The following is a 14,320-nucleotide window of genomic DNA, read 5'->3' on the forward strand; positions in this document are numbered from 1 at the left end:
GTGTGCTTCACTTAAGCCTTTCAGAATCCTCATGAATTCAATTGGCAAATTCCAGCAACCTTTTGAACAGAAGGGTCGTCTATAGGGGCAAATAACTTTTATATAAAGGGATCATCCCTGGAAAAGTGAGGCGAACCTATCATGAAAAAAAATATACTTGCTACATTAACTGCGGGAGCTCTGCTCACGCTGTCTCTAAGTGCAGGCCCGATCAACGCTGCGCAGGCCCAATTCACGGATATTCAAGGTATCGCAGGAGCAGACAAAATCGAATCTCTCCATAAAGATGGATTCATCAAAGGCGTGAGTGACAGCTTGTTCAAACCTGAACTGGAGTTAAATACCGCTCAGGGCATTCAACTGATTGCGGACGGCCTGAATCTGAATCTGGACACGATTCGTTTTATCAAAATGCCGGTACCAAGTGACTACTTCTCTGCTGTAAAAGATGGCGTATGGTACAGTGATGCATTTATCCGCGCGCAATATAATGGCATTCAGATGTCACAGGATATCGATCCGTCTAAACCGCTTACTCGTGAACAATTCACACTGTTCCTGATGCAAGGCATCGAGGCCAAAGGCGGTCTGCCGATGATTAATATCAAACCTGTTGACATTACCGACGAACAGGAACTTACGCCAGAGTACCAAGGTGCCATTCAGCGTTCACTCGTTCTCAAAATCAATGAACTGGATGCGAGCGGAAACTTCAATCCCAAACAAACGATTACTCGCGCCGAAGCAGCAGTGATGATGTATAACGCAATCGAGTACATGGAATCGTTCCATGCACCACAAATCCCGGAAACACCTGAGAAGTAATCATTTGATGGTGGAAGCCGTATGCCAAACAGCCGCACCCTCCCTCAACAGGAAAGTGCGGCTGTTTGTATTATACCTATATCACTGATGCAATCATCAGATTTAACTTTCTAACTTAGAAAGAACCTTTAACAACAACCTCAGACAACGGCAAACGTCCTGACGGGCGAGCTGGCTGTGCCGCTTTACCTACAGTGATCAACAACGTTGGTACAAATCGTGCAGGAATGTTGAATGTTTCGATCAGTTTTTGTGGATTATATCCACCGATTGGACATGTATCGTAACCTAGGGAGCGTGCAGCAAGCATAATATTTTGGGAAGCAAAAGATGCATTGCGGATCGCTTCATCACGAGCGATTTGCGGGCTTTGGTAAGCACCGTTGATCTGTCCAACCAATGCGTCACGAACCTCAGCAGTCAGTGCGCCTGCTTCAACAGCTTGATCGTAGATTACGGTGTTACGGTTTGCTTCCAAATCTCCGAGAACAGCAATCGTAACTGAACTTTCCGCGATCTGACTTTGACCGTAAGCAACTGGCAGCAATTTCGCTTTATCTGCTTCGGATTCAATCACGAGGAATCTCCAGTGTTGCAGGTTCCATGAAGATGGTGCTTCAGCAGCTGCTGTCAAGATCGCATTGAGATCAGCTTCAGGCAATTCAAACCCTTTTTCGTACTTTTTGACAGCATGGCGTTCGCTAATAACGCGAAGTGTTTCATTTTTTTCAATGCCTGACATGTGTTCCACTCCCCAGAATCTAATTTGTTTATACTTCTTTTACTTTCGCAAGGTGATCTCGAAGTTTACTCTACCAGGGATTTTCCTTCCGAAAATAACATCAGCGCAGACAATCTCTCCCCATCTGTGTTCACGTTATGCCCGGAATCGCCTGAGAACATCAATGGATCTTTCACCGGAGCACACGTCAATACCATAACTTGTCCACCATACCTGACTAAACCAAGGCCATGTCATGAAGGACCATTCGTTGTGGACTCCGTCAGGACTTCTCCTTTGCACGCAATCCATTCAGCGACAAGGTTATCGCTTCCCCATGACCTATGCGCTCTTTTACATCCTGAATGGATATACGGTCAAAATAAGCGCTGAGCGCCTCTTCGCCTCCGTTATATATGTTCCCCATCACATCCTGCATATTGGAAGATACCACGCACGATGAACCGGACTCCCCTGAGCACCAGTTGGGACCGAGTGAACCACCAGCTACCAGTCTGTACAATTCTCCAAGCTTGATCTCTTCACTTGGACGGCTAAGCAAGTACCCACCATGAGCACCTTCCTTGGTCGTCAGGTAACCATGCTTGCGCAGAACACTAAGTACCTTACGGACTCTGGCCGGGTGTGTACCCACACTCTGGGACAAATCTTCACTATTGGCCATACACTCATCTCTCATCGACAGAAAAACAAGACAATGCACCGCTATGGTAAATTCGCTGTTCATAACTTACTCCCTTCCCGGCTTACAACACCGATGAACTCCAACCCAAGGTAAGTATAACTGTCATTATATGAATAACAGTTATGTTTGTCAACTTTCACCCAGGATGGAGATCAAACGTGATTTTTCCTGTTATACCAATACTTACAGCTCTTCAACACAATTAAGCTAGGATTAACATCCCGTCTTCATTTTAATCCAAAAAGAACAAAAAAGTGAGCCTTCCGCTACGCGAAGGGCTCCAATAAGATAGACATATGAAAGGGCTTACGTGATTATTATAATCGGTAATCTTCAATTTGAAAACGCTTTTTTTGTAAAGTGCATCATTATTTAAAAATTTTTTTATTTGAATAAAATGAACAACAGGCATTGCTAAAACTAATGGCATTAGTTATTATACTAATATCATTAGTTTTAAGGAGGGTTTATCGATGCGTATTACCCGAGAATTTGATGTCGTTCAAGTTACGTTTTTTCCAAGACTCTTCCCTGTGAACGTATACCTGGTTGAAGAGGAAGATGGATTAACCCTGATTGATACCGGAATACCGTTCAGTCTTAAGGGAATTTTGGGAACTGCCCAGTCCTTTGGGAAGCCCATTACCAAGATCATTCTGACTCACGCTCATAACGACCATATTGGTGCATTGGATCATCTCAAAGAGGCACTGCCCCAAGCCGAGGTCTTCATCTCCAGACGGGATGCCCTGCTATTGGCGGGTGATGCTTCCCTTCTTCCCGGTGAGCCACAAACCCCGGTACGCGGCGGCGTGCCTAAGCCCAATGCGGTGCGCACCCAGCCAAACCACTTGCTGGATGACGGTGATCAGATTGGTTCACTGGTCGCCATTGCCTCACCAGGCCATACGCCGGGGCATATGTCTTTCATGGATACGCGCAGCCGCGTGCTCATCGCTGGCGACGCGTACCAGCTGCACGGCGGCCTTGCCGTATCCGGCCGCATGCGCCCGCTCTTCCCGTTCCCCGCGCTGGCGACGTGGAACCGCGAAGCGGCTCTGACCAGCGCGAAGCGCCTGGCGGAGCTGGAACCGTCCGTGCTGGCTGTAGGCCACGGACGGATGCTGCGCCAGCCCGCGGCCGCCATGCGCGCGGCAACCGCTGATGCACAGCAGCGGTTCGGTCTTGCCGGGGGTCAACGATGAGCCCCCGCCAAGGGCTGGATCGCGGCGCTCTGCTCAGCGCCGCCACCCAGCTTGCTGACAGCGACGGCTTTCAGGCGCTGACGCTGGCCGCACTCGCCCAGCGGCTGGATGTGCGCTCGCCGTCGCTCTACAACCACATCAGCGGACTTCCCGGGCTTCGCCAGGAAATGGCGCTGATGTCCGTACAACAGCTCAGCCGCGCATTAACCGCGGCTGCAGCTGACCGCACAGGCGACGATGCCATTCAGGCCATCGCTGCGGCATACATTGGCTTCGTCCGCGAGCACCCCGGGCTGTACGAAGCCTCATTTCATGCCCCGGATCGCGAGGAGCCACAGCTCGCCGCGGCCAGCACAGCTACGCTGGAGTTGCTGCTGCACAGCTTGCAGCCCTACCCGCTAACCGAAGCGGAAGCATTGCACGCCGTTCGTGGTTTGCGCAGCCTCTGCCATGGATTTGCCTCCATTGAGGCACAAGGCGGCTTCGGCATGAACTTTGACCCGGACGAAAGTCTGCGTCTGACCGTATCTGCCTTCCTGCACGGACTCCGGCATCTTCACCAGGACTAGTATGGCACGCATTGCATCATCAAAAAGGACTGCAGATCCTCTGCAGTCCTTTTTGTCTTGCCGTATACTGGTACATCCCATAGATTTGACAGTAATAATGTTATAGTTGCGCCAATGACTTTTAACACATTAACATCCACTTTGAATTCATCTTTCATCGGCTTGTGTTCTTTATAATTTCTTTTAATACAGAAGAAAGAAGGGCGCCTCGGTTGCGTGATGCCATGATCGGTGCCCTCTGACCAAAATCTAACGAACCAAGGACACTCTATAACGGCAATTAGAGCGAATAACAACAATTAACGAACTCCACACGTCCTATTTCGCAGAAAACTGGCTGCGGGACAGGAATAATGAGTATATTCTGTCATTTAACGTGTCTGTGATTCGTTACATTTACCAACGTACCAAATTAGGCCAAATAAGATGTGCTGAGTTCGTTAGAACGTGCTACGTACGGTGCTTCAGATCACGATGCCATAGCGGCACACATCTAGACACACATTGTGTTAGGGTCCTAAATACGGAGTGTTCATGCTCCAAATTGTATTGATCAAGCGGATGCGGGTACATGACTAGATAAGGATGTTACCTTGCTCGTAATGCAGATGGTAGTACATGTTTTATTACTATTCATGTATAGATCACGCTATAGTTCAGTGCACACATTGGGGCGATTCTCGATACGGAGCTTACCCCGGTAGTGATGCACACTTTAGTACTTGTTTTAATACGTGTTTTAGTACGAATCATTTTATAAATCACACTACATATCATGTTCACACCGCAGTGGGATGATTCTTGTTACGGATCTAGCGACATACCCCATTGCTCATGGTGGTAAGGTTCGAAACGTATTCGAGCTACCCAGTCCCATTTCACCTGGCAATCTGATCCTTACTTGATCCGCCCTGTCTCTCAACAACACTTTTGCAACTAACAACGACGAAATTCTCTACTATGTAAATCTCCCGTTCCTCACTCCAGTAGAACGGCCTTTCGCTTGCTACTCTCCATCCGAACATTACTCTTTACAACCACCCTATGGCCATTGCTGCCGTCCATCCTGCACTTCATTCAAAATATGCTTCATCACTGGCACGTACACCTTCCAGTAGAACATGTCAGGAATATCTTTCTGATCTGGCGTAAGCTTGGAGCGGACGACCTCCCACCCCCGGATTCGGCGCCAGAAGGAATAATGCTTCATCTCTCCGAATGACCCTGCCATGTAATACGACCGATTATAGTCGTCGTAGCGGACAAGTGCCGCAAATTCCACAGGTATTCCTGCATTCCCCAGTTTCTGCTCGCCTGTCTCCGTCAAATCAGTCTTATACCAGGCCAATATGGAATCCTGCTGTTGTGGCAGAATGATATCGAACCAGCCACTGTAATGAATATCCTGGGTTATGCCGCTCCAATCCCTGCCTTCCTGCGTGAATGCAACCTGTACATTTCCTGTCTTCACATCCGAGCCTTTTTCCAGCACTATGACCTGCCCATCTACATGAACCAGCAGAATACCCGCTCCGGAATATGACCATTTCGTCTTCTCCCGTTGCTCATAATTCGCCCGAACCCACCGGGGGACTTCTTCCATACTTTGCAGATTAGATACCGATTTCCCTTGCCATCCACTGCTGTTCACTCCCAAGATGGGATACAGTTGCTCCTTGGTCATCTTCGAAGGCGTATTCGCCAGTGCACTATATTCGGCGACAATCGTTACCCCTTTATACGCAGCCTCGCGGATCTTCTGCACATCATATATCGTTAATCCTTCATAGATTCCGTCTTGTTTCCGTTCACTCTTCTGTGCAGACAGACTGCTCCGATTAGCCGTCAGATAGATCAGATCCGTGTCCGTCACCTCATCAGGCAGCAGTTGTTTCATCCGGGGAAGCCCGTTCTGAATATCATAGCCGTAATAATCCTCTTCATACGAGTAGTATTCCCCTGTGTGCTGTACAATCTTCTGTTGATTCAGAAGCCAGACCAATCCCTTGTGCCCCTGATAGGACAAGTCCGGTCTGCTCTTGTCAATAATCATGATGTTCAGTGGAACCGCAGCCTGGGATTGCCACATAATCCAGGGGACAACCAGCACCACCGATACCACTGTACAACAAGCCAGTGTCCACATCGTGGCTGGCCTGTAACTTTTTTTCATGAAGCGTCTTCCTCCTTGCTCTGTTCCAAGGTATTTCCAGGATTGCCGTTAGATTACCCCAATCCATTCCTGATCTCCTTCTCCTCTTCCTTCCTCAATCCCATAGCCTTCAAGATGCCAACCATACGGAATATATTATTCAGCGGTCTGAACCAGAACGTCTCCGAACAAGCATACAATAACAGACGCGTCACCACTCTGGACGTGTACGCTTTGCGTGAACACCATATTTCGAACATTACCATACCTGCGGACAACAGTGAACCATAGAGCGCCAGCAGTAGAGCAAGAATGATGCATAGGTTAATATCCACCAACTGTAGCCCTATGCCTGCAATGAACAGCAAAATCGCTCCCAGTTCCATCACAGGTCCCAGCAATTCGATCAGAATAAAATACGGGATGGATACCATCCCCATCCAGCCATAGGCTGGATTAAAAATCATGCTCCGTTGGGCCCATAAACTGCTCACAAGCTGCATATACCAGCGGGTACGCTGTGCACGCAGCTGACGCCATGTGCCCGGTACTTCTACTCTGCAGATCGGATCGGGAATATATATAATACGACCACGTTCCCGAGTTCGCTTCATATGTTTCTGCAACCGCATCACCAGTTCCATGTGAGCAACCTGGTCATTGCGCTTGTACCCACCAACTTCCATCACCCGGTTCTTTTTGAATACACCGAATACTTGGGCCGTAAATAAAAGCACATTAATATTGTAACGAACAAGTCCCACACCACCAATCAAAAAAGCACGCACGTATTCAATGGTCTGCATTACATACAACGTACTACCCGTAAGTCGTGTGCTGTTATCCGTTAAATCTGTATGATCCGTATTTCTGGGGGCCATGAGATCTACTCGTCCACTACAAGCAACGACCTCTTCTCCTGGGAGAGCATCCATAACGGGTTTCATAATCTTCACCAATGCATCCCGTTCCAGAACTGTCCAGGGGCCAACAGAGGCGATATAAGGATATTGCGAGATATTCAGACCTGCATTCAGGGAGTCCATTCGTCCTCCATACTCCTTGTCGATTACAATCAGACGATGATGCAACCTGGATTGGTAGACACATTTAATCTGAGCCGTCTCCTGACCGAGTCCCGAATAATGAACTTTACTCCGAATGGGCATCAGGTCATAGGTTTCCTTTAACCGTGACATTGTTCCATCCTCTGATCCATCATTAATGATAATAACTTCATAGCGTGCATATTGAATATCCAGCAGACAGCTAATTCGTTGTACGATCGTATTCTCGCTATTACGCATCGGGACAAGCAGGGATACCGCCGGAGCCAGTTCTTCATCCAACATCTCATGATATTGCAGCGGGTCCAGATCCCTCCGGCGGATCAATGTGCGAGCGGCAGCAACTACCAGAACACTACACATCACAATCGCTAACACCAGATAGATAAATATACCCTCGTAACATGCCAAAACAAAACTCCGCAGCAACTCAATCCATCTTTCGTCCATACTGCATCCTTTCCAGCGTTTCTTCCGCTATCTGCCTTGCATATCTATCCGGATGGTTTACAGCCGTCTCCCGGAGTTCTTCAAGTCCTTGCTCGTACCGGGATAGGGAGTTAGCCGCTTCCTGTCTGATCTGAAAAGAAGGATCACCCATCATTACCTTCAGGCGAGGAATAAAAGCATCCGCATGAACAGTACCCATGAGTTGGGTCACTGTTAGTCTTTCAGGGCGTTGCCTTTCCTCACCAGATTCGTTCCATACCAGCAATAACCTCTTCAGCAAATCTTCACGACCTCTGCCCACTTGAGCCAATGCCTGATAAGCGTGGGTACGCAGCAGCGCATCCTCTCCAAGAATGAGCTTCTCCAGTAGAACAACAGCACCATCCGTCTGGTCATCCCGGATACGAATGGCATGGACCATATTAGACTGGACCTGATAAGGTACATTCTTGAAATGGTCCTTCAGACGAGTCCAGGATGAATCGGTAAGCAACAGCAGAATCTGCAGAACCTGCGAATCGGACCATACATATTGCTCACGCATTAATTCCTTCACGATTCTGAAATAACCGGTTCTGGCATATATACGCAAAATGATGAAGCGTTCAAGCGGTGTACAGGAGGTAACCCGTAGCATATTCTCTAACTTGGGCAGAAGCTCCACCATATGAAACTGTTCAATATATAACAACGTGTTGACCCGTTCACTCCACTTTCCCGTCTTCAGAACCGACCGGTATGAACTTCCAAAGACTTGCCAGGATAACAGACGAATTCGCAGAATCTCGTGCTCTGCCGGACCTTGAGCAAGCCTTTGCAATAACAACTGCTGCAAAACGATCTGTTGATCTCCACTCATATTTAATAAGTCTACGCCAATTTCGCCCTCGTTCAGATACCGCTGTAGAAATGAACCTTCTGCAAGTAATTCCTGTGTCCGTGCTGTCTTAACTTGTTCCGTGCGTCTGCTGTTATATTTCAACCATACGATATAACCGTAGATAACCAGCAAAAGAATCAGTACACTTGCACATATGAGGCTAACTACATGTACCAACCATTCTGTATTACCTGCAAGCCATCCTGTATGATATGAACCGATGAGCCTAGTATACATCCATTGTTGTCCAATCATTGCATGATTTCCCCTTAATCGAATAAACGGCCTTACAACGGGCACAATAATACAAAATTTTCAAATACACCCTGTGAATACATATCAGGTATATGATACACTAAGCTTTCTATCGGCTTTCTGCGTTTGTGATATAATAGGAACTGAAAATTCCGGCAATTCGTACTGAGTTCCGGATCTCCGAATAACATATTATTCCAGAAAGAGGGAGTTCTACGTGGCTCAAATCAGTCCGTACTACCTGCAAATCGGAGCAACCGTGGGCATGCTCGTCATGGCACTGCTTGCCATCTTCATCCGCATGAAAGCCAGTCACAGACCGGTGACCATTCGCAAAATCCTTATTCCTCCGCTCGGCATGAGCACAGGATTTCTTATGTTTGTTGTACCGGAAACTCATGTTCCTCTACTCTGGGCATTCATTGCGTTTCTGGTGGGCTGGTTCCTCTTCTCCTATCCCCTCATTCGCAGTACACAATTTGAACGAGTAGGCGAAGAAATTTTTGCCACACGTTCTCGCAGCTTTGCTTTTATCTTGCTTGGATTGCTGGCCGTACGTCTGATCCTGCATGAAGTCATTCAGCGATATGTAAGCATTCCGCAAACGGGCGGATTGTTCTTCCTGCTGGCTTTTGGCATGATTGTACGCTGGCGTGTATATATGTACAAACACTACAAAGAAGTGCTGGTTGCCGAACACTAGTCACCATACGCAGACCACGCACAGATTTACAGATAAAAAGACACGTTCTGCTGCACCCTAGGTGTGCAGAACGTGTCTTTTCGTTTTCAACCTAATTTGTACATGTAAACCATTCGATATCTATTCAGGATCTGCAACCTTAACCAGTTGCTTGCCCAGATTATCTCCCGAGAAGAGGCCCATGAATGCTTCCGGTGTCTGTTCGAACCCATCCACAATGTTTTCTTCATACTGGATATGACCTTCCTTGATCCATTTCGCCAACTTGGCGCGGCCTTCCTTAAAGGATTTCGTATAGTCACCCAGCAGGAAACCTTTCATTAATGCTGTATTCGTTAACAGCAGCGTCTGTGGGCGCATCCCGATATCCGGTTTCTCCAGATTATAAGACGAGATCTGACCGCATAACGGAATACGTGCATTCCGATTGATGTGGCGCAAGACTGCATCCGAGATGTCACCGCCCACATTGTCAAAGTAGACATCTACACCATCCGGGCAAGCCCGTTCAATGGCCGCTGACATATCCTGCTCCTTCTTGTAGTTCAACACCACGTCGAAGCCCAGCTTTTCTTTCAAATAAGCGCATTTCTCATCAGAGCCTGCAATACCAACCACGCGTGCTCCCACAATTTTACCAATCTGACCTGCAATCATGCCTACCGCTCCGGCTGCTCCCGATACAACAACCGTTTCGCCGTCCTTCGGTTTGCCGATGTCTTCCATACCAAAATAAGCCGTCAGACCCGTCAGGCCCAGCGCACCCAGGTAAGCCGTGATTGGTGCTTCTTCCGTATCGATCAGCGACAGATCCCCCGTATTCACTGAGGCATATTGCTGCCAGCCCCACATACCGGATACGAGATCTCCTTTGCGCAGATTGGGTTCCGAAGATTCTACAACCTGTCCAATGGCTCCACCCTTGATCACTTCATTTAACGCGTACGGTGCAGCATAGGATTTTGTATCTTTCATGCGGCCCCGCATGTACGGATCGACCGACAAATATAATGTACGTACCAGAACTTGCCCAGCTTCCGGTTCAGGAAGAGGTGCATCAATGAAGTTGAAATTCTCTCTGGAAGGGGCACCTTCGGGACGAGACGCAAGTACGATCTGTTTATTTAAAGACACCAAAATTACCTCCTTGTTGCCAAGTGGACGCAAGGTTAACCCTTGTCAGCTGAGATCACTTACCACTGGCTCTGTGTTATCACTTCTTATTAGTTTAAACCGAAACAGGCGGATCACAAACGTGGGCCGCCTTGAAATATGCAAATATCGTCACATTGTAGCTGCTTTTGGCTATTATTGTGCTGTCAAAATCACAGGACCGTCTGCTGTGATGGCAATCGTATGTTCATACTGGGCAGACAGACTTCCATCCATAGTACGAGCAGTCCATCCATCCGAATCCAGCTTACTTCGGAAAGTACCAATATTCAGCATCGGTTCGATCGTAATAACCATACCTTCCTTGAGACGCGGACCCCGATGAGGCGGACCGTAGTGAGGGACTTGTGGTTCCTCATGCATCTTCTCACCAATGCCGTGTCCGATAAACTCACGCACAACCGATAGGCCTTCACCTTCTGCATACACTTGAATCGCATTGGAGATATCTCCGATCCGGTTGCCCACCACGGCAAATTCAATGCCTTTGTACAGAGAGTTTTTGGTTACATCCAGCAGATGTTGTGCTTCCGGAGTCACTTCACCTACGGCATATGACCAAGCCGAATCCGCCAGCCAGCCATTCAGATTAACTACCATGTCGATTGTGACGATATCGCCGTCTTTCAGTGCATATTTTCCCGGAAACCCGTGACAGATCACATCATTAACCGACGCACATGTCGCATATTGGTAGCCGTTGTATCCCTTTTGTTCCGGCGTAGCGCCATTTTTCTTCATAAAAGCTTCTGCAAACTGGTCAATCTCCTGTGTCGTAATGCCTGGACGAATCATCTTTGCAATTTCTCTATGGCATGCGGCGAGAATTTCTCCGGCTTTTTTCATATATTCAATCTGTTCTTTGGTCTTCAATGTAATCATAATAACTACTCCTGTCCGTTAAAATCTTTTCCTGTCCTCTATTGTAACGCTAAACGCTCAAAATAAAAAATTCCGTGCAATCAGCAACATCCTATTATACGCCAAGCTCCTGTCCAATGAATACAATTTTCCATAAAAAACTCGAAACCCCTTCATATCCGACCACGTATATGGTTAAAACAGTTGAAGTCGAAAGGGTGAAAGCTCATGTTCAAAAAGATTATCGGCAAACTTATCGATTCCAAATCTTCATCTCACCGCAAACGTTACAGCTCCTCGGACAGGCGCTCCTATAAACGTCACAGCAGTTCCTCAGGCAAGCGTTCCTACAAGCGCTATTCTTCTTCGGATGTGAAATACCGTGATAGCCGCAGTGGTTCCGGGTATTACAAAAGCAGAAAATACAGCTCCAGCTAAGCTGCTCTCACGACTGCTTTTAAAGAGTAATGATCGTGCCAGCTTATTAGATGCTACCATAAATGAATATGTAATAAAGGGGTGTTCGCTAGCCATACACACGGCTAACAGAACACCCCTTATTGTTTCTATATCAGTATGTATCAATTTTGCTAAGTAAAACGAACACTTCTGATTTGAGCGAGAGCCTTTCTTGCTGAAGGTGTCCACTGGATCAACATCTATAAATTCCCTTTTTCAATTGCGTCAATTATATCATCTGTAGAGTAGACCCTACCCGAAGAAATATCTTTTTTGGCTTGCATAATTAAAGTTTTGAGCTCCAGATCACTTTCTATTTCTTCCTGAACCACGTTTTCCAGCGGCTTGATTAAATAATGCTTACCTTCAATATCCACAATGGTGTCTTTTTTGCTATGAAACCATGTTTTGAATAATTCGGCATGATCGCCTTCCAGTTTTTTAAGCATAAGATGAATCGCCTCCTTCAACGTGTAATTGTTATCCATTATATCATTTAACCCACTGTTTTGATACGTTTTGCATTTTCAGCAAAAAGGAAAAGACCCCTGCAGATATCATACGAAGAGGTCACGGATAATAAATGTAGGTCCGCCTATAAAGCTTATTTCATTGTAACTTCAGCAACACATTCTCAATTTCTGCCTGTAACTCCATAGCCCCGCCTTCATAACCCGGACGAAGTCCAAGGAGTCGTTCGAGCATCTGGTGCAATTCCGGCGTAAGCTTAAGTTCCTCCTGCCAACTGGCGGGTTCACGGCCCTTCTCTGGCTCATAAGCCGAATACAGCATAAAGAGAAGAAAGTGGCCGATATCCTGCAGATCATGATCCGGTGTAGCCGGTTCATCTTCAGGCTCAGGGACTTCACGCATACGTCGCTTCAGCTCCGGCAACAACGGCTCCCCCAAGCGTCTCGCCAGGCCAAAGTCAATCAGATGTACCGTCCCTTCACGTAAAATAACATTGGGAATCCGCACATCTCCATGAATATATCCCTGCTCATGTACATGAGCCACCGGAGCCAGCAGTTGACCTGCCAGTTCCAGACATTCCCGCTCCGTATATCGAAGACCTTGCTCAAATATGCAATCTTCCAGCGTCTGTCCACGGATACACTCGGTAACGATATAACTTCGTCTCCCGGATGTGAACACATCCAATAGATCAGGGATCGCCGGATGATGAAGACGTCTCATCACGTCCGCCTCCCGCTCCAACAGCTTCACAGAGAGTCTGCCCTTGCTGGGCTTGGACTCCTTCAACGCCACTTCATAGCCAGTCCGGACATCTGTGCACAGGTATGTCAGCCCATAGCTCCCCATACCCAGCAATTCCTGTATTGTATAACGCTCAGCAATGGTCGTGCCTTCCCGCCGAGGACGGTCCGTCCATAATCCGAGCAATCTTTGAAAGCTTCGTCGCAGCTCCACAGATCCTCCCACACCAGCTTTCCGATCTCCCAGCCTGTATCTATACTGAGCAGTCCGTTGCCAGTCTTCATGTTGTATGGAGCTTATTATATCAGGCCGATCATGCAAAATCACGATGAGCAAAAGCCTCTCGCTCAAGCTTCCTTATGCTTCTTGGGCAACAGCCCAAACAACATGCGCAAGGATACTCCTTTTGGTTTGCGTTTTCTTCCCTGGAAGCTGCGCAAGTTGGTCACGAGTTCGCGATCTCGCTCTTCCTCCAACTTCTCATTCATCCACAGGCGCTGTTTCTCCATCTGTTCCTGGAGGGCCATATGTGTCTCTGCTAGATGCTGAAGGGTTAATTCCAGTTCATCGACCCGCTGTTGCAGCAGCTGTACCCGATCATCCTGTTGTTGTTCCACAGCACCGTAAGTTACCTCACTTACCAGTTGCCCCAGACCCTCATAGGATCTCAGATTACCCGTTAATTCGGGTTCTTCAGGGAATACGGATGACATGACTGTCGCTGCACATTCCGTCTCTGACAGACCTTCGATTCCCACCACCGGTACATCTACATGTACTGCAGCTACAGGTGCTTCTGGAGCCAATACAGTCACCACAGCATCAGCCAGGGGCAGATTATGCTCTCTGAGTTCGGTCATCAGACGTTCAATGCACTCGATGTCGTCGGACTTGAATAGTCTGGATTTGTTGGCGGACCGTTCGAACCGGTATCCCTGTTCTTCCAGTGCCGCCGCATATTTACGAAGAGTACTGGCACCTATGCCCAGGCTCTTGGCCGTTTCCGTCGTTGCTCCTGCTTCTTCAATCATCATTAATTCCCTCCCGGAATGAAGTCTTTTGGGAACCAATTTCAT

The 14,320-nt window shown here is 47.6% G+C and carries 16 protein-coding genes; 5 read left to right on the top strand and 11 right to left on the bottom strand.

The features are described from left to right. Window positions 1-141: 141 nt before the first annotated feature. On the top strand, window positions 142-825 hold the full coding sequence (locus QVE09_RS26540; protein WP_315939232.1) for an S-layer homology domain-containing protein: 684 nt from the start codon (window positions 142-144) through the stop codon (window positions 823-825). Window positions 826-940: 115 nt separating this feature from the next. Here the strand turns inward: QVE09_RS26540 and QVE09_RS26545 are convergent, their stop codons facing one another. From QVE09_RS26545 to QVE09_RS26555, 3 genes are all read right to left on the bottom strand, one after another. After that, window positions 941-1,567 (bottom strand): nitroreductase family protein, encoded by a 627-nt coding sequence (locus QVE09_RS26545; RefSeq protein ID WP_315939233.1) that lies wholly within the window; start codon window positions 1,565-1,567, stop codon window positions 941-943. Between the two features lie 65 nt (window positions 1,568-1,632). Then, a complete protein-coding gene (locus tag QVE09_RS26550) occupies window positions 1,633-1,764 on the bottom strand; it encodes a hypothetical protein (RefSeq protein ID WP_315939234.1) in 132 nt (43 codons plus the stop codon). A 65-nt stretch (window positions 1,765-1,829) separates the two neighbouring features. Beyond that, window positions 1,830-2,294: an RrF2 family transcriptional regulator gene (locus QVE09_RS26555; RefSeq protein WP_315939235.1), complete on the bottom strand. Its 465-nt coding sequence runs from the start codon at window positions 2,292-2,294 to the stop codon at window positions 1,830-1,832. Between the two features lie 431 nt (window positions 2,295-2,725). Between QVE09_RS26555 and QVE09_RS26560 the strand changes: the two genes are divergently transcribed. Continuing rightward, the gene (locus QVE09_RS26560; RefSeq protein WP_315939236.1) at window positions 2,726-3,457 is read left to right on the top strand and encodes an MBL fold metallo-hydrolase; all 732 of its coding nucleotides are present in this window, start codon (window positions 2,726-2,728) and stop codon (window positions 3,455-3,457) included. Beyond that, entirely contained in the window at window positions 3,454-4,026 is a 573-nt protein-coding gene (locus QVE09_RS26565; RefSeq protein ID WP_315939237.1) for a TetR/AcrR family transcriptional regulator, read from the top strand. The genes QVE09_RS26560 and QVE09_RS26565 overlap by 4 nt, the downstream gene beginning before the upstream one ends. A 1,042-nt stretch (window positions 4,027-5,068) precedes the next feature. Here QVE09_RS26565 and QVE09_RS26570 read toward each other — a convergent pair. Genes QVE09_RS26570 through QVE09_RS26580 form a run of 3 tightly spaced genes read right to left on the bottom strand, consistent with a single transcriptional unit; the run spans window position 5,069 to window position 8,830 of the window. Further along, window positions 5,069-6,199, bottom strand: a complete 1,131-nt coding sequence (locus QVE09_RS26570) for a hypothetical protein (RefSeq protein ID WP_315939238.1) — start codon at window positions 6,197-6,199, stop codon at window positions 5,069-5,071. A 53-nt stretch (window positions 6,200-6,252) separates the two neighbouring features. Then, the gene (locus QVE09_RS26575) at window positions 6,253-7,695 is read right to left on the bottom strand and encodes a glycosyltransferase family 2 protein (protein WP_315939239.1); all 1,443 of its coding nucleotides are present in this window, start codon (window positions 7,693-7,695) and stop codon (window positions 6,253-6,255) included. Then, the gene (locus tag QVE09_RS26580) at window positions 7,676-8,830 is read right to left on the bottom strand and encodes a HEAT repeat domain-containing protein (protein ID WP_315939240.1); all 1,155 of its coding nucleotides are present in this window, start codon (window positions 8,828-8,830) and stop codon (window positions 7,676-7,678) included. The genes QVE09_RS26575 and QVE09_RS26580 overlap by 20 nt, the downstream gene beginning before the upstream one ends. A 217-nt stretch (window positions 8,831-9,047) precedes the next feature. Here QVE09_RS26580 and QVE09_RS26585 point away from each other — a divergent pair, with 217 nt between their 5' ends. Continuing rightward, window positions 9,048-9,533 (top strand): CcdC family protein, encoded by a 486-nt coding sequence (locus tag QVE09_RS26585; protein WP_315939241.1) that lies wholly within the window; start codon window positions 9,048-9,050, stop codon window positions 9,531-9,533. A gap of 120 nt (window positions 9,534-9,653) precedes the next feature. Here the strand turns inward: QVE09_RS26585 and QVE09_RS26590 are convergent, their stop codons facing one another. Together QVE09_RS26590 and map are read right to left on the bottom strand one after the other, a co-directional pair. Further along, entirely contained in the window at window positions 9,654-10,667 is a 1,014-nt protein-coding gene (locus QVE09_RS26590; RefSeq protein WP_315939242.1) for an NADP-dependent oxidoreductase, read from the bottom strand. A 174-nt stretch (window positions 10,668-10,841) separates the two neighbouring features. Further along, window positions 10,842-11,588: a type I methionyl aminopeptidase gene (map, locus tag QVE09_RS26595; protein ID WP_315939243.1), complete on the bottom strand. Its 747-nt coding sequence runs from the start codon at window positions 11,586-11,588 to the stop codon at window positions 10,842-10,844. Between the two features lie 207 nt (window positions 11,589-11,795). Here map and QVE09_RS26600 point away from each other — a divergent pair, with 207 nt between their 5' ends. Then, entirely contained in the window at window positions 11,796-12,005 is a 210-nt protein-coding gene (locus QVE09_RS26600; protein WP_017690946.1) for a hypothetical protein, read from the top strand. Window positions 12,006-12,226: 221 nt separating this feature from the next. On the opposite strand, the gene QVE09_RS26605 is transcribed toward QVE09_RS26600, so the two are convergent. The 3 genes from QVE09_RS26605 to QVE09_RS26615 form a co-directional block, all read right to left on the bottom strand. Then, the gene (locus QVE09_RS26605) at window positions 12,227-12,475 is read right to left on the bottom strand and encodes a hypothetical protein (RefSeq protein WP_017690948.1); all 249 of its coding nucleotides are present in this window, start codon (window positions 12,473-12,475) and stop codon (window positions 12,227-12,229) included. 160 nt (window positions 12,476-12,635) lie between these two features. Beyond that, complete coding sequence (locus QVE09_RS26610) at window positions 12,636-13,595, bottom strand: serine/threonine protein kinase (RefSeq protein ID WP_315939244.1); 960 nt, start codon at window positions 13,593-13,595, stop codon at window positions 12,636-12,638. Further along, a complete protein-coding gene (locus tag QVE09_RS26615; protein ID WP_315939245.1) occupies window positions 13,592-14,278 on the bottom strand; it encodes a hypothetical protein in 687 nt (228 codons plus the stop codon). Before QVE09_RS26615 ends, QVE09_RS26610 begins: the two co-directional genes overlap by 4 nt. Window positions 14,279-14,320 lie beyond the last annotated feature (42 nt).

The sequence above is a fragment of the Paenibacillus sp. ClWae2A genome, assembly GCF_032452295.1.
Taxonomy (GTDB): Bacteria; Bacillota; Bacilli; order Paenibacillales; family Paenibacillaceae; genus Paenibacillus.

Bases quoted from the DNA above. Each gene is read 5' to 3' on its own strand.
- QVE09_RS26545 (WP_315939233.1), bottom strand. From the start codon at position 1,567: ATGTCAGGCATTGAAAAAAATGAAACACTTCGCGTTATTAGCGAACGC.
- map (WP_315939243.1), bottom strand. From the start codon at position 11,588: ATGATTACATTGAAGACCAAAGAACAGATTGAATATATGAAAAAAGCC.
- QVE09_RS26540 (WP_315939232.1), top strand. From the start codon at position 142: ATGAAAAAAAATATACTTGCTACATTAACTGCGGGAGCTCTGCTCACG.
- QVE09_RS26570 (WP_315939238.1), bottom strand. From the start codon at position 6,199: ATGAAAAAAAGTTACAGGCCAGCCACGATGTGGACACTGGCTTGTTGT.
- QVE09_RS26605 (WP_017690948.1), bottom strand. From the start codon at position 12,475: ATGCTTAAAAAACTGGAAGGCGATCATGCCGAATTATTCAAAACATGG.
- QVE09_RS26550 (WP_315939234.1), bottom strand. From the start codon at position 1,764: ATGGTATTGACGTGTGCTCCGGTGAAAGATCCATTGATGTTCTCAGGC.
- QVE09_RS26555 (WP_315939235.1), bottom strand. From the start codon at position 2,294: ATGAACAGCGAATTTACCATAGCGGTGCATTGTCTTGTTTTTCTGTCG.
- QVE09_RS26560 (WP_315939236.1), top strand. From the start codon at position 2,726: ATGCGTATTACCCGAGAATTTGATGTCGTTCAAGTTACGTTTTTTCCA.
- QVE09_RS26580 (WP_315939240.1), bottom strand. From the start codon at position 8,830: ATGATTGGACAACAATGGATGTATACTAGGCTCATCGGTTCATATCAT.
- QVE09_RS26565 (WP_315939237.1), top strand. From the start codon at position 3,454: ATGAGCCCCCGCCAAGGGCTGGATCGCGGCGCTCTGCTCAGCGCCGCC.
- QVE09_RS26575 (WP_315939239.1), bottom strand. From the start codon at position 7,695: ATGGACGAAAGATGGATTGAGTTGCTGCGGAGTTTTGTTTTGGCATGT.
- QVE09_RS26615 (WP_315939245.1), bottom strand. From the start codon at position 14,278: ATGATGATTGAAGAAGCAGGAGCAACGACGGAAACGGCCAAGAGCCTG.
- QVE09_RS26600 (WP_017690946.1), top strand. From the start codon at position 11,796: ATGTTCAAAAAGATTATCGGCAAACTTATCGATTCCAAATCTTCATCT.